The 25,365-nt window shown below is 65.5% G+C and carries 24 protein-coding genes; 3 read left to right on the top strand and 21 right to left on the bottom strand.

Annotation, left to right across the window (positions count from 1 at the left end; all coding sequences use genetic code 11):
- Nucleotides 1-21: 21 nt before the first annotated feature.
- Genes ctaD through bioB form a run of 6 tightly spaced genes read right to left on the bottom strand, consistent with a single transcriptional unit; the run spans nt 22 to nt 6,554 of the window.
- Nucleotides 22-1,656: a cytochrome c oxidase subunit I gene (gene ctaD, locus G7Y85_RS09870; protein WP_166255678.1), complete on the bottom strand. Its 1,635-nt coding sequence runs from the start codon at nt 1,654-1,656 to the stop codon at nt 22-24.
- 30 nt (nt 1,657-1,686) lie between these two features.
- Nucleotides 1,687-2,952: a cytochrome c oxidase subunit II gene (gene coxB / locus G7Y85_RS09865; RefSeq protein ID WP_166255675.1), complete on the bottom strand. Its 1,266-nt coding sequence runs from the start codon at nt 2,950-2,952 to the stop codon at nt 1,687-1,689.
- Nucleotides 2,952-3,539, bottom strand: a complete 588-nt coding sequence (locus G7Y85_RS09860) for a DUF2244 domain-containing protein (RefSeq protein ID WP_166255672.1) — start codon at nt 3,537-3,539, stop codon at nt 2,952-2,954. The genes coxB and G7Y85_RS09860 overlap by 1 nt, the downstream gene beginning before the upstream one ends.
- A 43-nt stretch (nt 3,540-3,582) precedes the next feature.
- Nucleotides 3,583-4,278 (bottom strand): dethiobiotin synthase, encoded by a 696-nt coding sequence (gene bioD, locus G7Y85_RS09855; protein WP_166255669.1) that lies wholly within the window; start codon nt 4,276-4,278, stop codon nt 3,583-3,585.
- Nucleotides 4,275-5,462: an 8-amino-7-oxononanoate synthase gene (gene bioF, locus G7Y85_RS09850; protein WP_166255666.1), complete on the bottom strand. Its 1,188-nt coding sequence runs from the start codon at nt 5,460-5,462 to the stop codon at nt 4,275-4,277. Before bioF ends, bioD begins: the two co-directional genes overlap by 4 nt.
- 9 nt (nt 5,463-5,471) lie before the next feature.
- Entirely contained in the window at nt 5,472-6,554 is a 1,083-nt protein-coding gene (gene bioB / locus G7Y85_RS09845) for a biotin synthase BioB (protein ID WP_166255663.1), read from the bottom strand.
- 141 nt (nt 6,555-6,695) lie between these two features.
- Between bioB and G7Y85_RS09840 the strand changes: the two genes are divergently transcribed.
- A complete protein-coding gene (locus tag G7Y85_RS09840) occupies nt 6,696-7,385 on the top strand; it encodes a ComF family protein (RefSeq protein WP_166255661.1) in 690 nt (229 codons plus the stop codon).
- A 14-nt stretch (nt 7,386-7,399) separates the two neighbouring features.
- Here G7Y85_RS09840 and ubiA read toward each other — a convergent pair whose 3' ends face one another.
- The 10 genes from ubiA to G7Y85_RS09790 all read right to left on the bottom strand — a co-directional run bounded on the left by ubiA (nt 7,400) and on the right by G7Y85_RS09790 (nt 18,439).
- On the bottom strand, nt 7,400-8,278 hold the full coding sequence (gene ubiA / locus G7Y85_RS09835) for a 4-hydroxybenzoate octaprenyltransferase (protein WP_166255658.1): 879 nt from the start codon (nt 8,276-8,278) through the stop codon (nt 7,400-7,402).
- 12 nt (nt 8,279-8,290) lie between these two features.
- Entirely contained in the window at nt 8,291-10,384 is a 2,094-nt protein-coding gene (gene recG, locus G7Y85_RS09830; protein ID WP_166255655.1) for an ATP-dependent DNA helicase RecG, read from the bottom strand.
- A gap of 7 nt (nt 10,385-10,391) precedes the next feature.
- Nucleotides 10,392-10,775 (bottom strand): RidA family protein, encoded by a 384-nt coding sequence (locus tag G7Y85_RS09825; protein WP_166255652.1) that lies wholly within the window; start codon nt 10,773-10,775, stop codon nt 10,392-10,394.
- A 202-nt stretch (nt 10,776-10,977) separates the two neighbouring features.
- Nucleotides 10,978-13,137 (bottom strand): RelA/SpoT family protein, encoded by a 2,160-nt coding sequence (locus tag G7Y85_RS09820; RefSeq protein WP_241696099.1) that lies wholly within the window; start codon nt 13,135-13,137, stop codon nt 10,978-10,980.
- A gap of 420 nt (nt 13,138-13,557) precedes the next feature.
- On the bottom strand, nt 13,558-13,821 hold the full coding sequence (gene rpoZ / locus G7Y85_RS09815; protein ID WP_166255649.1) for a DNA-directed RNA polymerase subunit omega: 264 nt from the start codon (nt 13,819-13,821) through the stop codon (nt 13,558-13,560).
- A 57-nt stretch (nt 13,822-13,878) separates the two neighbouring features.
- A complete protein-coding gene (gmk, locus tag G7Y85_RS09810) occupies nt 13,879-14,517 on the bottom strand; it encodes a guanylate kinase (protein WP_166255646.1) in 639 nt (212 codons plus the stop codon).
- 165 nt (nt 14,518-14,682) lie between these two features.
- The gene (locus tag G7Y85_RS09805; RefSeq protein ID WP_166255643.1) at nt 14,683-15,321 is read right to left on the bottom strand and encodes a DUF305 domain-containing protein; all 639 of its coding nucleotides are present in this window, start codon (nt 15,319-15,321) and stop codon (nt 14,683-14,685) included.
- Nucleotides 15,318-16,868 carry an LVIVD repeat-containing protein gene (locus G7Y85_RS09800; RefSeq protein WP_166255640.1) on the bottom strand — a complete coding sequence of 517 codons (1,551 nt, stop codon included), beginning with the start codon at nt 16,866-16,868 and terminating at the stop codon, nt 15,318-15,320. Before G7Y85_RS09800 ends, G7Y85_RS09805 begins: the two co-directional genes overlap by 4 nt.
- Nucleotides 16,869-17,123: 255 nt before the next feature.
- Entirely contained in the window at nt 17,124-17,978 is an 855-nt protein-coding gene (locus tag G7Y85_RS09795) for a YicC/YloC family endoribonuclease (protein ID WP_241696098.1), read from the bottom strand.
- 257 nt (nt 17,979-18,235) lie between these two features.
- Nucleotides 18,236-18,439: a hypothetical protein gene (locus G7Y85_RS09790; RefSeq protein WP_166255634.1), complete on the bottom strand. Its 204-nt coding sequence runs from the start codon at nt 18,437-18,439 to the stop codon at nt 18,236-18,238.
- 137 nt (nt 18,440-18,576) lie between these two features.
- Here G7Y85_RS09790 and G7Y85_RS09785 point away from each other — a divergent pair, with 137 nt between their 5' ends.
- Nucleotides 18,577-19,425, top strand: a complete 849-nt coding sequence (locus G7Y85_RS09785; protein ID WP_166255631.1) for a glutaminyl-peptide cyclotransferase — start codon at nt 18,577-18,579, stop codon at nt 19,423-19,425.
- 116 nt (nt 19,426-19,541) lie between these two features.
- Nucleotides 19,542-20,750 (top strand): acyl-CoA dehydrogenase family protein, encoded by a 1,209-nt coding sequence (locus G7Y85_RS09780; protein WP_166255628.1) that lies wholly within the window; start codon nt 19,542-19,544, stop codon nt 20,748-20,750.
- Between the two features lie 65 nt (nt 20,751-20,815).
- Here G7Y85_RS09780 and G7Y85_RS09775 read toward each other — a convergent pair whose 3' ends face one another.
- The 5 genes from G7Y85_RS09775 to G7Y85_RS09755 form a co-directional block, all read right to left on the bottom strand.
- A complete protein-coding gene (locus G7Y85_RS09775) occupies nt 20,816-21,658 on the bottom strand; it encodes a DUF4382 domain-containing protein (RefSeq protein WP_166255625.1) in 843 nt (280 codons plus the stop codon).
- A gap of 34 nt (nt 21,659-21,692) precedes the next feature.
- Complete coding sequence (locus tag G7Y85_RS09770; RefSeq protein ID WP_166255620.1) at nt 21,693-22,736, bottom strand: ABC transporter ATP-binding protein; 1,044 nt, start codon at nt 22,734-22,736, stop codon at nt 21,693-21,695.
- A gap of 151 nt (nt 22,737-22,887) precedes the next feature.
- Entirely contained in the window at nt 22,888-23,391 is a 504-nt protein-coding gene (locus G7Y85_RS09765; RefSeq protein ID WP_166255616.1) for a Dps family protein, read from the bottom strand.
- Between the two features lie 126 nt (nt 23,392-23,517).
- The gene (locus G7Y85_RS09760; protein WP_166255613.1) at nt 23,518-24,468 is read right to left on the bottom strand and encodes an SDR family oxidoreductase; all 951 of its coding nucleotides are present in this window, start codon (nt 24,466-24,468) and stop codon (nt 23,518-23,520) included.
- 13 nt (nt 24,469-24,481) lie between these two features.
- Nucleotides 24,482-25,318, bottom strand: coding sequence for a lysophospholipid acyltransferase family protein (locus G7Y85_RS09755; protein ID WP_241696096.1), 837 nt, complete (start codon nt 25,316-25,318; stop codon nt 24,482-24,484).
- Nucleotides 25,319-25,365: the final 47 nt, after the last annotated feature.

The following is a 25,365-nucleotide window of genomic DNA, read 5'->3' as shown; positions in this document are numbered from 1 at the left end:
GGGCTGCTGGCAGACATCGAATCAGTGCCCGCTGATCGCCGTCAGCTCGCTTTCGGGCAGTTCCGGCGGATCCTCGAACGTGTGGTACGGCGCCGGCGACGACACGGTCCACTCGAGGCCTCGCGCACCTTCCCAGACACGGGCCGGCGCATTCTGCTTGCGCCCGAACCAGCCGTAGCAGCAAGCGAGGATGTTGAAGATGAAGATGAACTGCGCGAAGAAGAAGCCGAACGCGCCGATCGAGCTGGCGACGTTGAAGTCGGTGAACTGCACGGCGTAGTCCGGCACGCGGCGCTGCATGCCGGCGAGACCGGCGAAGTGCTGCGGGAAGAACGTCAGGTTGATGAAGATTGCCGACAGCCAGAAGTGCCACTGACCGGCCCTCTCGTTGTACATGCGCCCGGTCCACTTCGGAATCCAGTAGTAGATCGCGGCGATGATCGAGAACACCGCGCCCGGCACCAGCACGTAGTGGAAGTGCGCGACGACGAAATAGGTGTCGTGGTATTCGAAGTCGACCGGCGTCATCGCCAGCATCAGGCCGGAGAAGCCGCCGATCGTGAACAGGATGACGAACGCCAGCGCGAACAGCATCGGCGTTTCGAAGGTCAGCGAGCCGCGCCACATGGTCGCCACCCAGTTGAACACCTTCACGCCGGTCGGCACCGCGATCAGCATGGTCGCGAACATGAAGAACAGTTCGCCGGCCAGCGGCATGCCGACCGTGAACATGTGATGTGCCCAGACGATGAACGACAGGAAGCCGATCGACGCCAGCGCGTAGACCATCGAGTCGTAGCCGAACAGCGATTTGCGCGCGAAGGTCGGGATGATCGTCGAGACCACGCCGAACGCCGGCAGGATCAGGATGTAGACCTCCGGATGTCCGAAGAACCAGAACACGTGCTGGAACAGGACGGGGTCACCGCCACCGGCTGCCGAGAAGAAGCTGGTGCCGAAATATTTGTCGGTCAGCAGCATCGTCACTGCGCCGGCGAGCACCGGCATCACCGCGATCAGCAGATACGCCGTGATCAGCCAGGCCCAGACGAACAGTGGCATCTTCAGCAGCGTCATGCCCGGCGTACGCATGTTGAGGATCGTGACGACGACGTTGATCGCGCCGGTGATCGACGAAATGCCGAGCAGATGGATCGAGAAGATCAGGAACGGAAACGCGTTGCCGGTCTGCAGCATCAGCGGCGGATACATCGTCCAGCCGCCGGCCGGACCGCCGCCTTCCATGAACAGCGTCGACAGCATCATCGCGAACGCGAACGGCAGGATCCAGAAACCCCAGTTGTTGACGCGCGGCAGGGCCAGATCGGAGCAGCCGATCATCATCGGCACCATCCAGTTGGCGAGGCCGACGAAGCCCGGCATGACGCCGCCGAAGATCATCAGCAGCGCGTGCATCGTCGTCATCGAGTTGAAGAACTCGGGCTGGACAAACTGCAGGCCGGGATGGAACAGCTCGGCGCGGATGATCAGCGACATGATGCCGCCGAGGAAGAACATCGTGAACGAGAAGAACAGGTACAGGGTACCGAGGTCCTTGTGGTTCGTCGTCTTGATCCACCGCATGATGCCCTTGTCGGGGCCGTGGTGCGCGTGATCGTCGCGGCCGTGTGCGTGGTCGTCGTGGGTGTGAGCCATGGGGTAACTCCTGATTTCTACTGACGGCGCTTACTTGCGCAGCGCGGCAACTTGCGAAGGCTGAACGACACTGCCCTGATTACCCCAGGACGTGCGCTCGAAGGTGGCAACGGCGGCGATGTCCTCGTCGGACAGCTGCGCGAACGGCGGCATCAGATTCTTGCCCTTCAGAATCTGCGTGATGTGCGCCTCGGCCGGACCGTTGGCGACCTTGCTGCCGTGCAGGGACGGGAAGTTCGGCGGCAGGCCGGCACCGCTGGCCTGATGGCAGGCGGCACAGTTGGCGGTGTAGACGGCCTGGCCCTTCTTGACCAGATCGTCCTTGCCGAGCGCAGCGGCGGCAGCCGGTGCGGCGGCGGCGGTTTCGGCCGGCGCCGCGGCGGCGCTGCTGCCGGCGGGTGCGGCGGCGGTTTCGGCCGGGGCGGCTTCGGCGGCAGCCGTGCCACCCGCCTGCTTGCTGGCGATGAACGCCTTGAAATCGTCTTCCGACACGACATTGACGACGATCGGCATGAAGCCGTGGTCACGGCCGCAGAGTTCGGCGCAGACGCCGCGATAGGTGCCGATCTGGTCGACCTTGGTCCAGACTTCGTTGATGTAGCCGGGGATCGCGTCCTTCTTCACCGCAAAGTCCGGCACCCACCAGGCGTGGATCACGTCATTGCCGGTGATCAGGAAGCGTACCTTCTTGCCGACCGGCAGCACCAGCGGGTTGTCGACGTTGACGAGGTAGTGGCCGCCGTCGACCTTCTTGAGCTGATCGAGATCGGCTTCACTGAAGCTGCCGCTGAAGCCAAGACCGTGGGCGCCGACCTGGCGCGCGGCATTGGACTCGGCGCTCAGCGTCGAGAAATAGGACACGTTCTGGCCGATGTATTCGTACTGCCATTTCCACTGATAGCCGGTGATCTTCACCGTCAGATCCGAATTGCGCGTGTCTTCCATCTTGATCAGGGTGCCGGCGGCCGGGATCGCCAGGCCGATCAGGACCACGAACGGTGCGATCGTCCAGGCGATTTCGACCTTGACGCTTTCATGGAAGTCCGCCGGCTTCGGGTGCTTGGAGCGGCGATGATTGACGATCGAATAGAGCATCACGCCGAACACCAGCACGCCGATCACGACGCAGGTGTAGAAGACGGCCATGTGCAGGCTGTGCACCGAATGCGCGATCTCGGTGACACCCGTGGGCATGTTGTAACCATTGCTGGTGTTGGTATACGCCGACGCCTTGAGCGCCGCCCCAGCCATTCCGGTACCTGCCGCGAGACGCGCCAGCCATCCCTTCATCAACATCATCGTTCTCCAAATGGCAACTCTTGCTCCGGCCCGACGGCCGGTGCGACCGGCGCCGTGCGCCAGGCGGGTGACAACAATTCCTGCAGTCTTCGCTGCAACTGCTCGCGTTCCTCGTCGGTCAGACAGTTCGCGATCTCCACATACTGCGCGCCGCTGCGCAGCATCAGCCGCGTCGGCGCATAGCCATTCAGTCCCGGTTCGAGCACCGCCCGCGTCCAGTACCGCGACAGCGTGACGGCCGATGACGCGCCGCGGCCGACCAGGCCGAACTCGACGCGCACCGCATCTTCCGAAAACCGGATGACTTCGCGATACGCATTGCGCCGCATCGACACCAGCAATGCCGCCGCCAGCGCCCCCAACTCCAGACCGGTAAACGGCAGCACCAGCCACAGACCCAGCCACGCCATGAAAGCGGCGATGCCACACCCCAGCAACGCCGTCATGCCGAAAAACAGCCACGCCTGATCAACCGTCAGTGACGCGTTCGGACCAATCGCGAGCTGCGTATCCCGTGACATGAGAATGGCCGCCGAGTGAAGCCGCGGAATTGTAGTGCATCGCGTAAAAGCCGCGCAAAACATATTTCGACGCCCCTGCCGCGCGTCGCGCCCACGCACATTCGCGTCAGCGCGTCAATTCGAACAGTCTGCGGGTTTCCGTCGTGTCCAGCGCGTCACGATTGGCGGCATCGTCGCCGTGTTCCGGCAGCACGCCCAGACAGGGCGCCGACAGGCGCGCCCGCAATGTCGCGACATTGTCCTGCCAGCGATCCTGTGCCGGCGGCAGACGATTGGCGATCCAGCCGGCCAGCGGCACGCGGCGGGCGATCGATTCCGCAGTCAGCAGCGCGTGGTTCAGGCAGCCGAGCCGCAGACCGACGACGAGCACGACCGGCCAGCCGCGCGCACCGACCCAGTCGGCAAAATCGACGTCGGCGTCGAGCGGCACGCGCCAGCCGCCGGCACCTTCGACGATCACGCACGCATGCCGGCGGCACAGGTCGGCGTGCGCGGCGTCGAGCGTTGCACGCGCAATCGTCGCGCCGACCTCCTGCGCCGCGAGATGCGGTGCGATCGCCGCCGGCAGTGCACAGGGGTTGATCGCCTCGTAGGCTTCGACATGATCGCTGGCAGCCAGCAGTTCGAGCGCGTCGTCGTTGCGCCAGCCGTCGGCCGTCGCCGTGCAGCCGGCGGCGACCGGCTTGAAGCCGACCGCATCGAGCCCGCGAGCGCGCGCCAGCCGGATCAGCGCCGCACTCGCGCGCGTCTTGCCGACGCCGGTGTCGGTGCCGGTGATGAACAGCGTCTTCGCAGATGTCATGGGTTCGCGCGCATACCGGCCGCAAGCGCGTCCAGCAAGGCATCGATCTGTCCCGGCTGGTGCGTGGCCGACAAGGTGATTCGCAGACGCGAGGTCCCGCGCGGCACGGTCGGCGGCCGGATCGCCGCAACCCAGAAGCCCTGCTCGAACAGCTGCTGCGACAGCGACAGTGCACGCGCCGCGTCGCCCAGCAGCAGCGGCTGGATCGGCGTCTGCGAATCGACCAACGCGATTCCGAGCGCCGCCGCGCCGTCGCGAAAGCGACGGATATTGTCGAACAGCCGCGCGCGCCGCTCCGGCTCCTCGCGTATCAGCTCCAGGCCGCGCCGTGCGGCCGCCGCGACCGCCGGCGGCTGCGCGGTCGAGAACACGAAGCTGCGCGCGCGCTGCACGAGATACTCGATCAGATCCGTGTCGCCCGCGACGAAAGCCCCGGCCGCGCCGGCGGCCTTGCCGAGCGTGCCGACCTGGATGTCCGGGCGCATGCCGAGCGCCTCCGGCGTGCCGCGACCACCCGCGCCGAGCACGCCGAACCCGTGCGCATCGTCGATCATCAGCGCCGCGCCGTGGCGCGCCGCGACCGCCGCCAGTTCGGGCAGCGGCGCGAGATCGCCGTCCATGCTGAAGATGGCGTCGCTGACCAGCAGTCGCAGGCGCGCCGCAGCCGTCTCCTGCAGAGCGGCATCAAAGGCGGTGACGTCGGCATGCGGCACGCGCAGGTAGCGCGCACCGGACAGGCGACCACCGTCGATCAGCGACGCGTGATTGAGTTCGTCGGCGACCAGGGCGTCATCGCGGCCGAGCAGACCGCGCAATACGCCGAGATTGGCCGCCCAGCCGGTGGAGAACAACAGCACGCGCGGCGTCCCGATAAAGTCGGCCAGCGCCTCTTCCAGCCGCTGGTGCTCCCGGTTGTAGCCGGAGATCAGCGCCGAGGCGCCGCTGCCGGTGCCCTGCGCAAGCGCCGCGCGCGCCGCTTCGGCGAGCCGCGGATCGGCAGCAAGACCCAGATAATCGTTGCTGCAGAAATTGAGACAGCTGCGTCCGTTGACCTGGATCTGCGCACCGTGACCGCCGTCGATGACGCGCCGCGTGCGATACAGGTCGGCCTCGCGTATGCGCCGCAACTCGGCGGCCAGATGGGCCGCCAAGGGCACCGACGCGACGCGCGCATCATCGGCCATGTCGCGCAATCAGTCGTGGCAACAGGCGTCGCGTGCGTCTTGCGCCGCCGGCGTGCAGACCTGACCGGCGTGCCGCGGCTTGCTCTCGCCGAGGCTGCCCTCGGTGCGCATGCCGAGTCGCTCAAGCAGCGCGCGATCCTTCGCGTTCTGCGGATTTTCGGTGGTTAGCAGCTTTTCGCCGTAGAAGATCGAATTGGCACCGGCGAGAAAGCACAGGGCCTGCATTTCGTCGCTCATCTGCTGGCGCCCCGCCGACAGGCGAACCTGCGACTTCGGCATCAGGACGCGCGCCGCCGCGATCATGCGCACGAATTCGACGGGATTCAGTTCCTCGCTGCCGGCCAGCGGCGTGCCCTCGACCTGCACGAGATTGTTGATCGGCACGCTTTCCGGATGCACCGGCAGGTTGGCAAGCTGGCGCAGCAGTTCGGCGCGATCCTGCTGCTGCTCGCCCATTCCGACGATGCCGCCGCAACAGACCTTGATGCCGGCCTCGCGCACGTTGTCGAGCGTATCGAGGCGATCCTCATAGGTGCGGGTCGTGATGATCTTGCCGTAGAACTCCGGCGACGTATCGAGATTGTGGTTGTAGTAGTCGAGTCCGGCACCGGCCAGACGCTGCGCCTGCGCCGGCTTGAGCATGCCGAGCGTCACGCAGGTTTCCAGGCCCATGTCCTTGACCGCGCGCACCATCGCCTCGACGCGCTCGATGTCGCGATCCTTGGGCGATCGCCAGGCGGCGCCCATGCAGAAACGCGTTGCACCGTTTTCCTTGGCCTCACGCGCCGCCTCGACGACCGCTTCGAGCGGCATCAGCGGCTCTTTCTTCAACCCGGTCTCGAAACGCACCGACTGCGGGCAATACGCACAGTCTTCCGGACAGGCACCGGTCTTGATCGACAGCAGCGTGGACAGCTGCACGGTATTCGGATCAAAGTTCTGGCGGTGCACGGTCTGCGCACGAAACAGCAGATCGTTGAACGGCAGCTCCAGCAAGGCCTGCACTTCGGCATGTGTCCAGTCGTGGCGCAGGCCGTCGGCCGGCGGCGTCGGAATCGCAGCGGAAACAGGTGATGAAAGTACGGCGGACATGCGGCAAACCCCGGTGGGCGGATCTGGACCCGAAAGGCAACGGAACGCGGGCCCGCCCGCTCGGCAGGGCCCGGACTCCAGCGTGCGAAGGCGCTAGTTTTCCGGTCGCGGCATGGACTTGTCAACCACGCGAACCCCATCATGGTTGACATCTTCACGCGCACCACCGGGCTCGTCCTGCCGCTGCGCTGCACTTACTGCAGTGCGGCCTGCGAGGAGCAGGCGCTGTGCGACGCCTGCCGTCGGCAGTTGCCGTGGAACCGGCAGGCCTGCCCGCAGTGCGCACTGCCGCAGACACATGATGGCGCCTGTGCACACTGTCTCGCGCATCCGCCGCCATACTTGAGCGCCTGGGCGCCGCTACGGCTGGAGGCGCCGGTGCAGCAGCAGATTCATGCGCTGAAGTACCACGCCGCGTTCATGCATGCGCGCCTGCTCGGGCGCCTGTTCGCCGACAGTCTGGGTGCACGCACGACGCCGCTGCCGGATCTGGTGCTGCCGGTGCCGCTGCATGCCTGGCGACAATGGCGGCGTGGCTATAACCAGAGTGTCGAACTGGCCCGCGCGGTTTGCGGAGCCACCGGTCTGCGGCTCGAAGCCGGCTGGGCGCGACGCCTGCGGCGCACGGCCGATCAGATCGGCATGGATGCGGTCGCGCGCCGACGCAATGTCGCCGGCGCCTTTCGCGTTGATCCGGGCGTGCGCAACCTGCGCGTCGCACTGCTGGACGATGTCATGACAACCGGCGCGACCCTCGCCGAACTGGCGCGCAGTTGCCGCCGCGCCGGAGCCGCGGAGGTCGAGGCCTGGGCGATCGCGCGCGTGGCCTGAGTGACACCGCGGGCCTACGACAGCGCGCCGTCGAGCACCAGACCGATCAGCACCGCGAGCCCGACGTAGTGACTGTGCAGGAAGGCGCGAAAGCTCGCTGCGGGATCGCGCCCGCGAATCAGCCACTGCTCGTAAATCGCACAGCCGGCGGCCACGGCGATACCGGCGTCATAGGGCAGGCCTCGCCGCGCGTGCAGGCCGATGCCGAACAGCAGCAGCAGGGACAGGACTTGCAGCAGCGCCGTGATCAGCCGGTCGCGTCGACTGAACAGGATCGCCGACGACTTCACTCCGATACGCAGATCGTCGTCGCGGTCGGCCATTGCATAGTAGGTATCGTAGGCAATGACCCAGCACAGGTTCGCGGCGATCAAGGCCGTCGCCAGAGGCCAGTCGACCGCGCCGCGTACGGCGGCGAACGCCATCGGAATCCCGGCCGAGAACGCGAGTCCGAGGATGGCCTGCGGAATGGCCAGCACGCGCTTGGCAAACGGATAGGTGGCGGCCAGCACGACCGCCGGCAGCGACAGCCACAGTGCGGCGATGCTGCGCAGCGACAACAGCAGGGCCAGCGCGATGAGCGACAGGATCACGAAGATCGCCAGCGCCTCGCGCCCGCTGACGAGACCGGCAGCGACCGGTCGATCGCGCGTGCGCGCGACATGCGGGTCGAAGTCGCGATCCGCGTAATCATTGATGGCACAGCCGCCGGCCCGCATCAGCACCGTGCCGAGCACGAACACCAGCAGCACATGCAGCGGCGGCACGCCATCGGCCGCAAACCACAGAGCCCACAATGTCGGCCACAGCAGCAGGTAGATGCCGATCGGCCGATCCATGCGCGTCAGGCGCCAGTAGTCCCGCAGCTTCGCCTTGATGATCGGGATCGTCATGCGGCGCCCAGCTTATACATGTGCATACAGTTTCGGATCGCCGACCCAGCGCGCGATCAGCAGCATCGCCACGTCCGGCCGGGTCTGCAGATAATCGTCGGCCAGCCGTTGCAGCGGCGGGATCAGGGCGGCGTCGCGCAGCGGGTCGGCGAGCTTCATGCCGATCTCGCCGGTCTGTCGTCGACCGAGCAGTTCGCCAGGACCGCGCAACTCGAGATCGCGTTGCGCGATCGCGAAGCCGTCGTTGGTCGCGCGCATGGTCTCCAGTCGTGCGCGCGCCGTCTCGCCGAGCGGTGACTGGTACAGCAGGACGCACTGGCTTGCCGCGCTGCCGCGGCCGACCCGGCCGCGCAGCTGATGCAATTGCGACAGACCGAGCCGCTCCGCGTTCTCGATCACCATGATGCTGGCGTTCGGCACGTCGACGCCAACCTCGATGACCGTCGTCGCGACCAGCAGCTGCGTGATCCCGTCCTGGAAGGCCCGCATCTGCTCGTCCCTGGCATCGGACTTCATGCGTCCGTGCACGAGACCGACGCGCACTCCGGGCAGTTCGGCACGCAATTTGGTGGCCGTCGCCTCGGCCGCCTCGGCATCGAGTTCGTCGGATTCCTCGATCAGGGTGCAGACCCAGTACACCTGCCGCTGCTCGCGGCAGGCCGCGGCAATCCGCGCCAGCACCTCGTCGCGTCGTTCGTTGGACAGCACCACGGTCTGTATCGGCGTGCGTCCGGGCGGCAATTCGTCGATCACCGAAATGTCGAGGTCGGCATAGACGGTCTGCGCGAGCGTGCGCGGAATCGGCGTGGCCGACATGATCAGCTGGTGCGGCGCCCGTGCCCCGCCCTTGTCGCGCAATGCCAGTCGCTGCTGCACCCCGAAGCGGTGCTGCTCGTCGACCACCACCACCGCCAGCGCCGCGAAACGCACTTCGTCCTGCAGCACGGCGTGCGTACCGACGATCAGCGCCTGCCGGCCGTCGGCGATCTCGCCGAGCAGTACGGACTTGTGCGCCTTCTTCAAGCGGCTGCTGAGCAGCACCGGCGCAGCGCCCAGGGGCTTGAACCAGCGCGCGAGATTGCGCTGATGCTGTTCAGCCAGCAGTTCGGTCGGCGCCAGCAATACCGCCTGCATGCCGGCACGCACGGCAGCGAGCATTGCCATCGCCGCGATCACCGTCTTGCCGCTGCCGACATCGCCCTGCACCAGCCGCAGCATCGGTTGCGTACCGGACAGATCGCGCGCCACTTCGTTCAGCACGCGCCGCTGCGCGCCGGTCGGCGGAAACCCGAGCGCACCGCGCAATTCGTCGATTGCCACAACGGCCTTCGCCAGCGGCGGCGAGGGCCGGCTGCGCTGCCGCTGACGCAGCACGCGCAGGCTGAGCTGATGGGCGAGCAGCTCCTCGCACTTCAGCCGCCGTTGCGCCGCGTGAGTGCCGGCCAGCAACGCACGCGCATCGGCATCGTGCTTCGGCAAGTGAATCGTCTGCAGCGCCGCCAGCGTCGGCGGGCCGTCCAGACCCGGCAAATCACGCGCCAGCAACGCGTCCCGAGCCGCAAGTTCGAGCGCCTGCGCGATCAACTGACGCAGGCGCTGCTGCGTAATGCCGGTGGTCAAAGGATAGATCGGCGTCAGACTCTGTTCCGGCTGCAACTGATCGGCACTGTCGGCGACGCGATATTGCGGATGCACCATCTCCGCGCCGCCGGCACCGACACGCAGGCCGCCGAACGCCTGCAGCCAGCGGCCTTCGCCGAGATGGTTCTTCTGCGCCTCGTTGAAATGGAAAAAGCGCAGCAGCAAGGGACCAGTGCCGTCGTCGATCATGACACGCAAGGTCCGCCGTCCGGCGAAGCGCACGTCCTGCCCGACGATGCGACCGCGGACCAGCACGTCGTCGCCGACGCGGGCGCCGGCGATCGACACATGCGCGCGGCGATCCTCATAGCGCAACGGCAGATGGAACAACAGGTCGCGCACGCGCTCGATGCCCAACGCATGCAGGCGAGAGGCGGCCGCCGGTCCGCCGCCCTTGAGGAACATCACCTCGGTGTCGAGCGTCGGCGGCGGACGTACGCCCTTGCGCGGCGATGACGCAGACACGAAATCTTCAGTCGTTGACGATGATGGCGTCAGCCTCGACGCGCGCACCCTTGGGCAACTGCGCGACACCGACCGCGGCCCGCGCCGGAAACGGCGCCTGGAAGTATTGCGCCATGATTTCGTTGACCGTCGCGAAGTGCGCAAGGTCGGTCAGAAAGATGTTGAGCTTGGCGACATCGGCAAGCGTCGCGTCGGCAGCCTTGGCCACTGCCGCGAGGTTCTTGAACACCTGGTGTACCTCGTCCTCGAAGCTCGCATTGTTCATCTGCATCGTCTTCGGATCGAGCGGAATCTGCCCCGACAGATACACCGTGTTGCCACAGCGCACCGCCTGCGAATAGGTGCCGATCGCCGCCGGCGCATCGTCGGTCTGAATGATCTGTCGTGCCATGCAATCTCTCGTTCGGATGAAGTCGCGCGATTGTCGACGAAGCAGCTGCCGCCGCCAAGTGAAAAACACGACGTCTGACGTCGAGCGCAGCGAGTCGGCGTCGCGAACAGCACCGAGGTCGCGCCTGCCGCGCGCAGCTGTGTTCAAGCACGGGGAGCACGGCCGGCGTGGGATCGGCGCGCGCAGCGGGCGAATCGAAAACCTACGCGCGAATCACGCGCTCGACACCGTCTATCCGCCGCAACCGCCGCAGCACGCGCGCCAGGTGGACACGGCTACGCACGGTGATGACAAAGCGCATTTCGATCGCCTCGCTGCCGGCGCGATCCGGCATCTGCACGTTCTCGATCGACGATTCGGCGGCGGCAATCTCGGCCGTGATCTTGGCCAGCATGCCGCGCTTGCGCACGGTCTTCATGCGGATCTCGGTCAGGAAATCGCCCTGCACGCTGTCCGACCAGGCGAGTGGCACCCAGTCCTGCGGGCGCGCCTTGGCGTGCTTGCAGTCAAGCCGGTGAACGACGATGCCGCGGCCGGTACTGATGTGCCCACGGATCTCGTCGCCCGGCAAGGGGTGACAGCAGCGCGCGTAGTCGAGTACCAGGCCTTCCGTGCCTTCGATCGCCAGCGGCGCCACACCGCCGGCAATTCCGGCCGCCTCACCTTCCGGCAGGAAGTGCCGCGCGACCAGCGCCGCCAGGCGTTCGCCGACGCCGATCGCCGCGTACAGTTCCTCGACGTCTCGGAACTGATGCGCCGCCAGCACCGGCTGCAGGCGCTCGTCGTCCTTCAAGGCCGAAGAAGGCACGCCAAGCTCGCGCATCGCGATCTCGAGCAGACGCTTGCCGAGTCGCACTGCTTCGTCTTCGCGCTGCGTGCGCAGATAGCCGCGCACGGCGGCTCGCGCCTTCGCGGTCTTGACGAAGTTCAGCCAGGCAGCGTTCGGGCGCGCGTGCTTGGACGTGATCACTTCGACCGTCTGGCCGTTGCGCAGGTGCGTGTTGAGCGGTTCGAGCTGACCGTCGAGGCGCGCCGCAACGCAATGGTCGCCCAGCTCCGAGTGCACCGCGTACGCGAAATCGACTGGCGTCGCGCCACGCTGCAGGCGCCGGATTTCGCCGCGCGGCGTGAACACATAGACCTCGTCCGGGAACAGGTCGACCTTGACGTTGTCGACGAAGTCCATCGCGCTGGTCGCGCCGAACTCGTCGAGCAGGCCGGACACCCATTCGCGCGCGCGCACCTGTGGCGCCGACTGGCTGTCGCGCTCGCCGAGCTTGTACTGCCAATGCGCCGCGATGCCGCTCTCGGCGACATGATGCATGTCGCGCGTGCGGATCTGGATTTCGATCTTGAGGCCGCCGGGACCGACGCAGGACGTATGCAGCGACTGGTAGCCGTTCGATTTCTGATTGGCGATGTAATCGTCGAATTCGCCGGGGACCGGCTTGTAGACGTGGTGCGCGACGCCGAGCGCGCGATAGGCATCGTCGACCTTGTTGACGATCACGCGAAACCCGAGCAGATCGGTGACCTTCAGCAGCTTGAGCTTCTTGCGGCGCATCTTCTGATAGATGCCGTAGACGTTCTTCTCGCGGCCGACGACGCTGGCGCCGATGCCTTCCTCGCGCAACGTGGTCGACAGCTTCTGTTCGACCTCGCGGATCAGCTTGCGCGTGTCGCCGAGCTGCGACTTCACCGACTGCACCATCACCGCGTAGCGGCGCGGGTAGAGGTTGGCGAACGCGAGATCCTCGAGTTCGGTGCGAATGAAATAGATGCCGAGCCGCTGCGCGATCGGGGCGTAGATGTCGAGCGTCTCGCGCGCGATCCGCCGCCGCTTGTCGGTCGTCGTGTGTCCGAGCGTGCGCATGTTGTGCAGGCGATCGGCGAGCTTGACGAGGATCACGCGCAGATCGTGGGTCATCGCCAGCAGCAGCTTGCGGAAGCTCTCCGCCTGCATCTCCGCGCGCGTCCGCCCTTCGATCTTGGCAATCTTGCTGACGCCGTCGACCAGTGCCGCGACGTCGGCCCCGAACTCGGTCGCGATCTGGTCGCGCGAGATGCCGGTGTCCTCGATGACGTCGTGCAGGATCGCCGCGATCAGCGTCGTGTGATCGAGCCGCATCTCGGCGAGGATGCGCGCGACGGCCAGCGGGTGATAGACATAAGGCTCGCCGGACTGGCGACGCTGGCCGTCATGCACGTTCTTCGCGAACGCCGCCGCGCGCCGTACCTGCGCGATCTGCTCCTCCGGCAGATAGCCTTCCAGCATGCGGGCAAGCGCCTCCATGCCGAACTCGCGTTCGGCGCGCTGCGTGCGCAGCGCATTGCCCAGCCGCTGAATGACGGAAAGCTCCATGACGTCAATATATATGGAGCCGCGCCAGACGGCGCGCAAGTTCGGCGATCCGCGAGCGAACGGCAACGGCACGGCGCTGCGCGCCACCCTCGCCCGCAAGCGGGAGAGGGAACGGTTGCGATTGCGGTTGCCCCCAGAGGCGCAGGCGGTTCAGCCACGCCAGGAATGTCGCGTCGGCGCGGGCCCCGAGCACAGTCGAACCGTCGTGCACCGACGCCGCGGGTGTCGGCGCACGAGTCGGGGGTGTCCTTTTCTCCTGGTTGCTTCTCTCTGGACAAGCAAAGAGAAGCGAGCTGCGCCGCAGCGCGGAACAAAAGGCCGGAAAGGAACAACCCCGGGCCACCATCAACCCTCTGCACCCGACTGCCCACAACGCAAAAAGCCCGCACATGGCGGGCCTTTCGGTGCAGCGCGAACGACTCAGGCGTCGAACGACGGATCGAGCGCTTCAAGCTCCATCTTCGGCTGCGAGATCGCCGGCAGATCGACTTCATCGAGCACGCTGCGGTCGGTGAAGCCCTCGGCGATTTCGCGCAGCGACAGCACGGTCGACTTGTGATTGCCCCACGGCAGCTTGGCTTCCGAGCCACGCGCGAGCTGGCGGGCACGCTTGGAGGCGACCAGCGTCAGTTCGAACTGGTTCGGGATCTGGTTCAGGCAATCTTCAACGGTGACACGTGCCATGGCTGCTACCTGCGGACAAACTTTGAGGGCCGCGGATGATACCGGAGCGGGCAGTCTTTAGCCAGCAGCCGGCGCCAGCAACTGGCCGATCAGGCCGGCATGCGTCGCGAGCTGGCGCTGGCTGCGCAGGCGCGGCTCCAGGAAAATGGCGGTCATCTCGATCAGCGCCTGCTCGAAGCGTTCGTTGACGATCAGATAGTCGTATTCGGCGTGGTGGGCGATCTCCTGATGCGCCTCGTCCATGCGCGCGGCAATCACCGCATCACTGTCCTGACTGCGCGAGCGCAGACGCCGTTCGAGCTCGTCGACCGAGGGCGGCAGGATGAAGATGCCGATCGCCTGCGGCCATTCGCGCTTGACCTGACGCGCGCCCTGCCAGTCGATATCGAGAATGACGTCGTGGCCGGCATCCAGCAGGGCGCGGGTTTCCGACAGGCCGGTGCCGTAGCGACGGCCGAACACCTCGGCATGTTCGAGAAAATCGCCGCGCCCGATCTTGTCGACGAATCCGGCTTCGTCGATGAAGTGATAGTGCGTGCCCTCGACTTCACCGGGCCGCGGCGCGCGGGTGGTGAACGAGATCGAGATCGTCGCCGTCACGCCGTGCGCGGCAAGCGCCGGCACCAAGGCACGCGTCAGGCTGGTCTTGCCGCCGCCGCTCGGTGCGGAAACGATGAACAGACTGCCTTGACTCATGCGCGCTTTCCGTCATTCATCCGGGGTTTCTTGCGGCTGCGAGACGAGCGTTGTCGTCATCGGATGCTTCCTCGTCACTATATCATCGCGCCCCGCGGCGACCGCCCGGCAACTCGTCGCGCCGTCACGTCGCCGGCCGATCGGCCCCGCCGCAAGGTCCTCGCGCTACGAGCCGCGTGCCAGCAGAACCGCCATCGCCGCGATCTCCTGCGTCTGCTGCACTTCGATCTCGGCGGCCAGCGTGCGCACTGTCGCCGTCTCCGCGTTGCGCGCCGCGAAATGTGCCATCGGCAGCCCGCCCTGGTGGTGGCGGATCATCAGTTGCAGGAACAGCTGATCGCGCGCCTCGCCGTCGAGTCCGCGCAGCGTATCGAGTTCCGCACTGCTCGCCAGCCCCGGCATGCCGCCCGGCGACGATCGGCAGTCACTGAGATAACGCGCCAGCGCGGCGTCCGGCGCGGTGTGACCGAACAGCATCCAGTCCATGCTGGTGGTGGCCGGCAACACGGGCTTCCCCCACAACAGCAGCCAGCCTTTCATTTCGCCGATCTCGATCAGCTGCGCCGCCTGGATCGAGCGCGCCAGTGCGTCCAGCCTGGTGCTGCCGTGTCCAAGCAGGATCCGCGTCATCACCACGGCCTGGTCGTGATGGCTGCGCATGAACTGCGCAAAGCCGATGTCGACCGGCCCCGGCGCCGACACCTGCGCCGCCGCGACGCGCTCGCCGTAGCGACAGCCGCCGGCGAACAGGACGAATCCGGCGAGCAGCAGCGCAGCGACGCCGGCGATGCGCGCGCCGCTCACTGGATCGGGTACGCCCCGTTGGTGAATTGCAGGACCATGAATCCGTTGTCCATGCAGGTCACCCACAGCTGGTCGCCGACGAAGCGCGGCGGCGAGCTGCACCAGTCGGCGCTGAGATTGCCGGAGACCGGACCGCTGCCGGCGGCCGCGAGCAGGCTCGGCAGGCTTGCGACGAAATTGCCGACATAGCGCGCATCGATACTGACGGTGCCGACGCTGGCTCCGGAATCGGAGGTGTAGAGATCGGAGATCGGCGGCAGCAGACCGCCGATCCAGGCATGCAGCGAGTGCTGCAGGCTGAGCCCCTTGCCGGTCTGCGCCGGCGGATTGTAGTAGGCGATCTCGCGCGGCTTCTGCGGATCGACGATATTGAAGACGCGGATGCCGGACTGGAAGTAGCCGCAGGCCAGCGCCCGCGGATCGGTACTGCGGTCGACCGTGCAGTAATGCGACTCGTAGCCGAACAGACCATCACCGGCGGTGTCCGCAGTGCGCAGCGCGGCATTTTCCTTGAGCTGGATCTGCAGCTGGATCTGCTTGACGATCTTCGGATCACTCGGATCCGCGATGTCGATGATGTGGATGCCCTCGGAGTCGAACTCGTCCGGCGCGATCAGATACGGCTTGCCGTTCCAGGTCACGGGCAGCGCGTGTTGTCCGCAGCTGAAGGGATTCCAGGTCAGCGATCCGATCTGACGGATCATCGGTACCGCCTTGCGGCTCTGGATGTCGCTGACATCGAGAATCGTCACGCCGCCCGGGAAGCAGGTCGCCAGGTACATGGTATTGCCGTCGGCACTGAATTCGACACCGTGATTGGCGGGGAAGCCTTCGAGCCCGGTGTAGACGATCTTCGGCGCGGATGGATCGCTGACATCGATCGCGGTGATCGAGCCGGCGATGGTGCCGGTCGCCCAATAGGTCTTGCCGTCCGGCGACCAGTTGCCCTCGTGACCGAGGACATTGTCCGGCAGTTCGAGACTGGTGCCGGCGATCGCATTGGTCTGCACCGGATGTGCGCAATCGGAGACATCGTAGACATCGAAGAAACCCGCGCCGGTCAGGCCACCGACCGCGACACCGCCGAGCAGCTTGCGCGGTTCGCTGACCTTGAGCGACTCCCAGGTGCCGATCAGCATCGACGGCCCGGTGAGATTGGCCGACGCCAGCGGCTGCGCCGGATCGGATGCATCGACGACGACCACGCCGGGCGACGATTCGACCAGCTGCAGCGGATCGAGCAAGGCGCCGCTGGTCGACATGTACGCACAGTGATCATAAGACGGGCTGACGACGCTGGCGCCCGGCCCCTGGTATTGGCCAACCAGTTTCATGTTGCAGCTGTAGCCCTGCAGATTGCGACCGCTCTGCCGATCGGCGAGCGGCACCTCACCCTGCAATCCGGTTTCGGGCTGCGAGCCCGGACCGCAGTCGGCCGTCGCCACTTCGGATGAACCGGTCACGGTCGGCGCGCTGCTGCTGCCGCAGGCAGCGAGCACCGGCAACAGCAAGCCCAGCAACAAGGCACGGCAACGGAACGTCGACATGAACTCTCCCCTCCAGTCGGACAGCGGCACCGTACGCGACGCGTCGTCGTCGCCGGCACTGTCTCGATGCACTTTATCGCATCGGCACGACGAAGCGATGTTCCGGCGCGGACGGCGGCCGATTCGGAACACCTGCTACATCGTGCCGCCTGACGGCGGAGCGCGTGCAGCTGCAGGCCGGATCAAGCGACGTCGCCTCGTCAGCCGGCCCGCGAGAACCAGCCGGCTCGGCACAGCGCCGTCCGGCGCCGGTCGCTACTCGATGTTCTGCACCTGCTCGCGCATCTGTTCGATCGCGACTTTCATCTCAACCGCGCAGCGGGTCATCTCGGCGTCCTGCGACTTCGACGACAGGGTGTTCGCCTCGCGATTGAGTTCCTGCATCAGGAAGTCGAGACGACGGCCGACCGACTCGCCGCGCTGCAGCGACTGCCGCACTTCTTCGAGGTGACTGAGCAGGCGCGACATCTCTTCTTCGACATCGAGTCGCTGCGCCGTCAGTGCGACTTCCTGGGCCAGACGCTGCGGCTCGATCTCCACGCCAAGCTCGGCGCAGCGCGCCTGCAGCCGCGCCAGCCACTGATCGCGCACCAGCGGATGGCGCGCACGCACCTGCGCGACCAGTGCGTCGATTGCGTCGCAGCGCTCGTTGATGAACTGCAGCAGGCGCTCGCCTTCCCGCGTGCGCGCGGCCGTGAAGTCCTCGAGCGCGGCCTTGAACAGACGCCGCGCTTCGGTCAGCAGCGGCGCGAAGTCGGCCTGCTCCTCCTTGACGACGCCGGGATAGCCGAGCACGCGCATCGGCTCGGGCACCGCCGTTGCCCCGAGATCTTCGGCAATCGCATCGAGCGCTGCCCGGATTTGCGCGAGGCGCGTGCGGTCCAGTGCGATCGTATCGCCGGCCACCGTCTCGCGCGCATAGCGCAGACCGCACTCGACCTTGCCGCGCGTGATCCTGCCGCCAGCCGCCTGACGCAGTTCGCCTTCGAGGCCGCGGAACTCTTCCGGCACCTTGAAGCTCACGTCGAAGTACCGGTGGTTGACCGAGCGCAGCTCCCAGCTGAGGCGCCCCCAGGCGAACGAAGCCTCGACGCGGGCATAGCCCGTCATGCTGCGAATCATGTGGTGCCGACTCCCCGACGGCGTCACCGGACGGCGACGCAAGATATGGAAGCGGGGATTGTAGCGGTGACGCCTGCCCGGCAGTCGAAGCCGCAGCAACGATGCGAATCGCGGGCAAAGAAAACGCGGCTACGATGATCGTAGCCGCGGCGTAAGAGTGAAGCGTTGCTGCTTATGATGAAACCGGGCGGTAGCCTTGCGGCATTTGCTCCTCGGCGAGGACCGCCCCCGCGGAAACAGCCCGCTTACTTTTTCTTCTTCGCCGCGGCCTTCTTCACTTTCTTGACGGCCTTCTTGACAGCCTTCTTCGCGACCTTCTTGGCCGGAGCCTTCTTCGCGGCCTTCTTTGCAACCTTCTTGGCAGGAGCCTTCTTCGCAACCTTCTTGGCCGCCTTCTTGGCCGGCGCCTTCTTCACAGCTTTCTTCGCCGCTTTCTTCGCAGTCGCCATCGATACATCCTCCATCGAGTCACAATTCGCGGAAATCTCCGCGCGGATTTGGAAACCGCCCACTTGCGTGTTTCCACGGTGTGAATTTTTACTGATAAAAAGTTTTCAAATCAATGCCTTCATCAGGACACCCTGCCATGCCGATGTCGTTGCCGCGCGCTTTCGCGATCGCCACAACACTGCTGTCGACCTTCTTCCTCGCAGAAGCGAATGCCCTGAAACTCAAGCAGGACGAGGGTTTCAAGGCATCATCAACAGTAGTGTTCACTATCACCGGAACTCTGAAACACGACGTCCAGTCGTTCACCGAAGGGCTCGTCGTATGCAACGGCACGATGATCGAGAGCGTCGGCCTGTACGGCGTTTCTGCGCTAATTCGCAGGCAAATCGGCGGTGACGAGGTACTCGCGCGCTATCCGCTGCCGGCCAGTGCATTCGGTGAAGGTGCGACCTGTTTCGGTGATCGCGTCTATCAACTGACGTGGCGCGAGCATGCCGCGCTGGTATACGACAACGCGCTCGAGCTCGTCGAGGTTCTGCATTACGCCGGCGAAGGTTGGGGCCTTACTCACGATGACCGGCAACTCATCATGAGCGACGGCAGCGCGACGATTTCCTTTCGCGATGCCGCCGACTTCAGCATCAACAAGACGATCGACGTGCATGACGGCGCAACACCGATCACGCGACTCAACGAACTCGAGTATGCGCATGGCCTGATCTTCGCGAACATCTGGCAGCAGGATCGCATCGCGATCATCGATCCGGCCGACGGCGCTGTGCTCGGCTGGCTGGAACTCGGCGAGCTCGCGCAGCGCTTCGCCAAACCGGCGAACTGGGATGCGAGCGACGATGTGCTCAATGGCATCGCCTATGACGCGACGCGCGATCGCTACTACGTCACCGGCAAACGCTGGCCGCTGATGTTCGAACTCAAGCTGTCGCGCCTGCCGCATGCGACGGGGGCGCCTGGCAAGGGCCCGTAGCCACGGCCATGGTAATTAATGTTTCCATTTGCAGACGTCTGTTTCCTACCAGCGTTGACGCTGAAATTGTCGGCACCGTATAAGGACTCCTCAGAACATATTCCGGAGCCGCGGTAATGCAACTTACACATGAGCATCAGGAGCTGTACCGCACGGTCAGGAGCTTCGTCATCGACGAGCTGAATCCGCATGTCGCCGAGTGGGAAAAGGCGGGCATGTTTCCGGCGCACGAGGTGATGAAGAAGATGGGCGATCTCGGCTTGCTCGGCATCACCAAGCCCACCCAGTACGGCGGTCTCGGGCTCGACTATTCGTACGAAGTCGTGTTCGCGCAGGCGCTCGGTCATTGCAGCTGTGGCGGATTGCCGATGGCGATCGGCGTGCAGACCGACATGGCGACGCCGGCGCTCGCTCGCTTCGGTTCGCACGAACTGCGCAAGCAATACCTGGAGCCGGCGATCAAGGGCGAGATGGTGGTGTCGATCGCGGTGTCCGAAGCCGGTGCCGGCTCGGACGTCGCCAACATCAAGACCACCGCACGCCGCGATGGCGATGACTACGTCATCAACGGCTCGAAGATGTGGATCACCAACGGCACGCAGTCGGACTGGGCCTGCATGCTGGTCAACACTTCGGACGGCAAGCCGCATCTCAACAAGAGCCTGATCGTGGTGCCGATGGATGCCAAGGGCATCGACCGCAAGACCAAGCTCGACAAGCTCGGCATGCGCGCTTCGGACACCGCGATGATTTTCCTCGACGAGGTGCGCGTGCCGGCACGCAATCTGATCGGCCAGGAAGGCATGGGCTTCACCTATCAGATGCTGCAGTTCCAGGAAGAGCGCCTGTTCGGTGCGGCCAGCGGCATCGACGGACTGCTCAATCTCATCAGCGAAACGATCGCATACACCGGCCAGCGCCAGGCCTTCAGCCAGGCGATCCTCGACAACCAGTACGTGCACTTTCGCCTTGCCGAACTGCGTACGGAAGTCGAAGCCCTGAAGGCGCTGGTCTATCAGACCACTGACGACTACCTGAGCGGCAAGCATTCGCCGGAACACATCGCGATGCTCGCCAGCATGTGCAAGCTCAAGGTCGGCCGCGTGTCACGCGAGGTCACGGACGCCTGCCTGCAATTCTGGGGCGGCCAGGGCTACATGTGGGACAACCCGGTTGCGCGCGCCTATCGCGACACGCGTCTGGTCTCGATCGGCGGCGGCGCCGACGAGGTCATGCTCGGCATCATCTGCAAGATGATGGGCACCCTGCCCGGCAAGAAGAAGTTCGAGCAGGCCAGAGCGGCACAGGCGGCGCGCAGCGCCTGAAGCGGTCAGCGTCGGCCCGCAACAAGGTGCGCGCCAGCGGCCTTGTTGCCGGAAGCAGCGTGTCGCTAGAAGTTCTGCGTCTCGGTGTGCCCGGCCCGGGCATCGACGTGCGTGACGGCGACAAAGTCGATCGCGTCGTTGAGGTCCGGTTCGTCCTCATCGGCCTGGCAGGTCAAAGCCAGCGTGTAAGTGCCCGCCGGCAGGAACGCCGCGACGTAGCCATAACTGCCGCTGCCGTCAATCACGACATCAGCCGAGCTGTAGGGTTGCGCGCCGCTGCCGCCGACGTCGTCCGGCGTGACCTTGCCCTGATAGATGTACATCGCGGCCACGCAGCCGCTGCCGATCAGTGAATTGCGGATCGTGCCGCTGATCGTGCCGGCATCGTCGTTGTTGATCAGTCGCAGGCTCGGCACCAGGCGATAGGGGTCGCCGCTGCGGTCGGGTGCGCGCAAGGAGCGGCGCAGATCGACGTCGAGCGTCAGCCCGGTCGTGCCGTGACTGTCGATCGCGTAGTCGGCATCGAGATCGAGTTCGTCGTCCGGAACGTCGAGCGGGTAGGTGCCGCCGCTCAGCGTCTGTACATAGTTGTTGCCGCTGCCGCCATCAAGCGTCAGGCGGATCGACTCGTAATCGCCGGACGGCAGTGCCTCGTCCCCGAGCAGCTGACGCACCACACCGTTGCGCAACTGCAGCAGATCGACCTGAACCTCGGGGTCGAGCGTGAAACTCTCGTGATGCCCGTCGCGTGGCTGCAGGCGGATGCTCTTGATCGTCACCACGACTCGCTGAGCATCGGTGTATGGCGCGTCGGTCAGCTGCAGATCGAGCTTGCCGTCGTTCTTGAAAAGATCGCAGCCGCACAGCGCCAGGCTCAACAGCACGACGAGGAAAACAGGGTGGCGCATGCTGGCGACTCCGGCTCCGGATCTGGGATTGCGCTCAAGACGCCCGCAGGTCGGCGGCACCGACGGCGAAGGCGATATCGGACGGCGGGGCAATGGCGTCGGTGGCGTAGTGACAGAGGGCCACGGCACCGTCGGCATAGCGCCGGTACGGCGGCGGCTGGCGCGTGCAGCGCTCGTCTGCCATCGGGCAACGTGAAACGAACAGGCAGCCAACCGGCGGACCGTAGGGATTCGGCAATTCACCGTCGCGAGCCTGATAGTGCGCGAATGCGGTCTGGCCCGGCATCGCCGCCAGCAGGGCTCGCGTATACGGATGGCGCGGTGCGCCGAACAGCACGTCGCGGTCGGCCTGCTCCATCAGCTTGCCGAAGTACATGACCAGCACGCGATTGCTGATGTGGCGAACCACCGCCAGGTCATGCGCAATGAACAGGATCGCGAGATCGAAGCGACGCTGCAGATCGCGCAGAAGATTGATGATCTGGGCCTGTACCGACACGTCGAGCGCGGAGACCACTTCGTCGCAGATCAACAGTTTCGGCCTTGCAATCAGCGCGCGCGCGATTGCAATGCGCTGGCATTGGCCGCCGGAAAATTCGCGCGGGTAGCGCTCGGCGTCGGCCGCCGACAAGCCTACCTGTTCGAGCATTTCATGCACGCGCGCGCGGCGCTCCCCGCGGCCGAGTTCCGGGCACAGAATTTTCAACGGCTCGCCGATGCTGCGGCCGATCTTGAGACGCGGATTGAGACTCGCCTGCGGGTCCTGGAACACCATCTGGACGTCACGGCGCAGTGCGCGCCAATCCTTCTTGTCGAGTCCCTTCAGCTCACGGCCCTCGAAGCGTACCGAACCGGCCTGGATCGGCTGCAGGCCGACCAGTGCGCGCGCCAGCGTCGACTTGCCGGAACCCGATTCGCCGACCACGCCAAGCGTCTCGCCACGCCGCAGATTGAAGTTGATGTCGTCGACCGCGCGCAGCCTCGGCATCGCTTGCCAGGGCAGCCAGCGGCGGCCGGGATACTGGATGCGAAGCTGGCGAACCGCCAACAGCGGCGAATTGGAATCGGTGTTGCTCAAGGAAATTCTTTTCGGGCTTAACAGCTGCTGCAGAGGCGCGTAAGGCGTCGTCGTGAGCAGCCCCGAGTTCGCATTGGCGGCGCGCAAGCTGTGCTGGGCACAGCGAGCACCGCCGATGCGAGATCGGGGGGCGCAGCAGACGGATCGCGTCTTACTCCAGAAGCGAGCGGAGCATCCATGCGGTCTTCTCATGCAGCTGCATGCGCTGCGTCAGCAGATCGCAGGTGGGCTCGTCCGCCGCCTGCTCGGCGGTGCCGAAGATGCTGCGTGCGGTCTTGGCGCAGGCTTCGTGGCCCTTGACCAGCAGACGCACCATTTCCATGGCCTCGGGCACACCGTCGGTTTCCGGGATCGAGGACAGCGCCGCGTACTGCTTGTAGGTACCGGGCGCCGGAAAACCCAGCGCACGGATGCGTTCGGCGACCAGGTCGACCGCGGTCGCCGATTCCATGTAGTGACCTTCGAACATCAGGTGCAGGGTGTTGAACATCGGGCCCGTGACGTTCCAGTGGAAGTTGTGGGTCTTCAGGTACAACGTATACTCGTCGGCGAGCAGGCGTGACAGGCCATCGGCGATGTTCTTGCGACCGGTCTTGTCGATGCCGATGTCGATCTTGGCGCTCGGCGCTTCCTTGCTCGGCTTCTGCTTGCTCATGGAGATCTCCGTCAATGGGGCGAGCGCGCAGTCTAATCCGCCGATGCTGAATGGCGGAAATCAAGTCTTTGGCGGTTCACGATTGGCACTGGCTATGGCCGCCCGGGTCCGTTTCCGCCGGCGGCGCTAGGCCGACAGCAGCTTGTGCTTGCGGTAGTAGCTGAAGATGTCGTTGAGATTGCGCTTCGGCTTCCAGCCGAAGGTCTCGCCGAACAGGCTGCCGTCGATGATGACCGGGTACTTGAAGTAGTTGATCAGGTAGGGCGGGAAGAAGCTGTTCCAGTTCAGCGCGCCGCTGATCAGCTTCGGCAGCAGCGGCGGGATCGACGGCACCGGCAGCTTGCGGCAACCGGCCTGCTCGACCGCGACCTGATAGGTCACGTAGTCATCCGGTGCGACGTTGTAGATGCCCGGCTTGTTGCGCTCGAACGCGAGCACCAGCGCGTCGGCCATGTCATCGACATGCAGGAACTGCATCAGCGGCGAGAAGCCGACCAGCACCGGCACCAGCGAGCGCGACAACAGCAGCGACATCGTGTTGCGCACGCCGGGACCCAGCACGTTGCAGGGCCGCAGGATGGTGATGTTCAGCTCCGGCGCCTTCCACAGGTAGATCTGCGCGAGGTTTTCCAGCTCGACCGAATCGACCAGGTCCTGCGTCACCTCGCTGGCCTTCAGCGGCGTGTCCTCGTCGAGCAACGCCGGGTTGTAGGCCGACGCGCCGTAGACGAAGTAGGTGGAGTGCACCAGCACCTGACCGACCCCGTACTTGCGGCACAGCTCGAACAGCTTCTTGCTGCCCAGCACATTGGCGTTGTAGCGGCGCGTGCGGTCGTGCTCGTGCGGGAAGATGCGTCCGATGTGCAGGACCGCGTCGATCCTGTGCTTGCGGAACACATCCTCGAAGCCACGCTTGTGGATTTCGACCTTGTACGACGGAATATCGGCGTCGGTTTCGACCTTGCGGCGGAAGTCGACCGCGACCACATTGTAGCGTCCGTGCAGCCGCGCGATGACGCGCTTGGCCAGCGAGCCGGCGGCGCCGGTGACGAGGACGGTTTTCATTTTCTCGTTCATGAAAGTGCGCCGCTCAGAACACGCTCGTCCGTTCTGCCAGGCCGCGATCGATCAGCTCGCGGATCTTGTCCTTGACCAGTTCGACGCGGGCGGTGACTTCCTCTTCGCAGCTGGCGGTCTTGTCGAAGCACATCGCTTCACCGAAATTGAGATACACCCTGGCCGGCAGCGGCAGCAGCGGGCCGAGCGGCACATACGGCAGGCCCAGCAGCTTCGCCAGTGGTGACAGATTGGCGAGTGAAGGCATCGTCTCCTCGCAGCCAACCACGCCGACCGGCACGATCGTCGCACCGGTCTGCATTGCCATGTGCATGAAGCCGTTGCCGAAGCGCTGCAGCTGGTAGCGGTGGCGGTAGAGCTTCCCGGAACCGCGCACGCCTTCCGGGAAGACAATGATGGCCTCGCCCTGCTCCAGCATCTTGATGCAGTTCAGCGGGTCGCCGATCACGGCGCCGATGCCGGTCAGCATGCTGCCGAGCCACGGAACGGTCGGAAAGAAGCGCTCGACCATTGCCCGCGGTGCGCGCGGTCCGTCCGGATTCATCGCCATCGCGCCGGCGATCATCACGCCGTCGAGCGGCAGCTGCCCGGAGTGATTGGCCACCAGCAGTACCGGGCCTTGCGCGGGAATGTTCTCGACGCCGTGCGAGGTGACGCGGAAGTATTTGTCGTACAGCAGCTTGACGACACCCAGACCGAGCTTGGCGGCGTTCTCGTTGTAGCCCCAGGCATCGTAGCCGAAGCTGCCGACCGGCTTGGGCATGCGCGCGATCCGCTCCTCGATCTCGGGGGTGACGATCTGCCGGTACAGCGCCTCGCGCGAAGCGAGCCTGGTCAGCGCTTTCAACATGTCGTAAGCCTGCATGCCGCCACCGGTTGCCCCGGCTCCCCTGATCG

The organism is Solimonas terrae (genome assembly GCF_011067135.1).
GTDB classification, from domain to species: domain Bacteria; phylum Pseudomonadota; class Gammaproteobacteria; order Nevskiales; family Nevskiaceae; genus Solimonas; species Solimonas terrae.
The sequence above is the reverse complement of the archived record's forward strand: the minus strand, read 5'-3'. Positions and strand labels throughout refer to the sequence as shown.

What these genes read in the sequence shown, in the direction of transcription:
- coxB (WP_166255675.1), bottom strand. Translation starts at nt 2,952, where the DNA reads ATGTTGATGAAGGGATGGCTGGCGCGTCTCGCGGCAGGTACCGGAATG.
- ctaD (WP_166255678.1), bottom strand. Translation starts at nt 1,656, where the DNA reads ATGGCTCACACCCACGACGACCACGCACACGGCCGCGACGATCACGCG.
- G7Y85_RS09840 (WP_166255661.1), top strand. Translation starts at nt 6,696, where the DNA reads ATGGTTGACATCTTCACGCGCACCACCGGGCTCGTCCTGCCGCTGCGC.
- G7Y85_RS09860 (WP_166255672.1), bottom strand. Translation starts at nt 3,539, where the DNA reads ATGTTTTGCGCGGCTTTTACGCGATGCACTACAATTCCGCGGCTTCAC.
- bioF (WP_166255666.1), bottom strand. Translation starts at nt 5,462, where the DNA reads ATGGCCGATGATGCGCGCGTCGCGTCGGTGCCCTTGGCGGCCCATCTG.
- G7Y85_RS09795 (WP_241696098.1), bottom strand. Translation starts at nt 17,978, where the DNA reads ATGACGGGCTATGCCCGCGTCGAGGCTTCGTTCGCCTGGGGGCGCCTC.
- bioB (WP_166255663.1), bottom strand. Translation starts at nt 6,554, where the DNA reads ATGTCCGCCGTACTTTCATCACCTGTTTCCGCTGCGATTCCGACGCCG.
- G7Y85_RS09820 (WP_241696099.1), bottom strand. Translation starts at nt 13,137, where the DNA reads ATGGAGCTTTCCGTCATTCAGCGGCTGGGCAATGCGCTGCGCACGCAG.
- G7Y85_RS09760 (WP_166255613.1), bottom strand. Translation starts at nt 24,468, where the DNA reads ATGAACGAGAAAATGAAAACCGTCCTCGTCACCGGCGCCGCCGGCTCG.
- G7Y85_RS09790 (WP_166255634.1), bottom strand. Translation starts at nt 18,439, where the DNA reads ATGGCGACTGCGAAGAAAGCGGCGAAGAAAGCTGTGAAGAAGGCGCCG.
- bioD (WP_166255669.1), bottom strand. Translation starts at nt 4,278, where the DNA reads ATGACATCTGCGAAGACGCTGTTCATCACCGGCACCGACACCGGCGTC.
- G7Y85_RS09775 (WP_166255625.1), bottom strand. Translation starts at nt 21,658, where the DNA reads ATGCGCCACCCTGTTTTCCTCGTCGTGCTGTTGAGCCTGGCGCTGTGC.
- G7Y85_RS09825 (WP_166255652.1), bottom strand. Translation starts at nt 10,775, where the DNA reads ATGGCACGACAGATCATTCAGACCGACGATGCGCCGGCGGCGATCGGC.
- G7Y85_RS09765 (WP_166255616.1), bottom strand. Translation starts at nt 23,391, where the DNA reads ATGAGCAAGCAGAAGCCGAGCAAGGAAGCGCCGAGCGCCAAGATCGAC.
- ubiA (WP_166255658.1), bottom strand. Translation starts at nt 8,278, where the DNA reads ATGACGATCCCGATCATCAAGGCGAAGCTGCGGGACTACTGGCGCCTG.
- G7Y85_RS09780 (WP_166255628.1), top strand. Translation starts at nt 19,542, where the DNA reads ATGCAACTTACACATGAGCATCAGGAGCTGTACCGCACGGTCAGGAGC.
- G7Y85_RS09800 (WP_166255640.1), bottom strand. Translation starts at nt 16,868, where the DNA reads ATGTCGACGTTCCGTTGCCGTGCCTTGTTGCTGGGCTTGCTGTTGCCG.
- gmk (WP_166255646.1), bottom strand. Translation starts at nt 14,517, where the DNA reads ATGAGTCAAGGCAGTCTGTTCATCGTTTCCGCACCGAGCGGCGGCGGC.
- G7Y85_RS09755 (WP_241696096.1), bottom strand. Translation starts at nt 25,318, where the DNA reads ATGTTGAAAGCGCTGACCAGGCTCGCTTCGCGCGAGGCGCTGTACCGG.
- rpoZ (WP_166255649.1), bottom strand. Translation starts at nt 13,821, where the DNA reads ATGGCACGTGTCACCGTTGAAGATTGCCTGAACCAGATCCCGAACCAG.
- G7Y85_RS09785 (WP_166255631.1), top strand. Translation starts at nt 18,577, where the DNA reads ATGCCGATGTCGTTGCCGCGCGCTTTCGCGATCGCCACAACACTGCTG.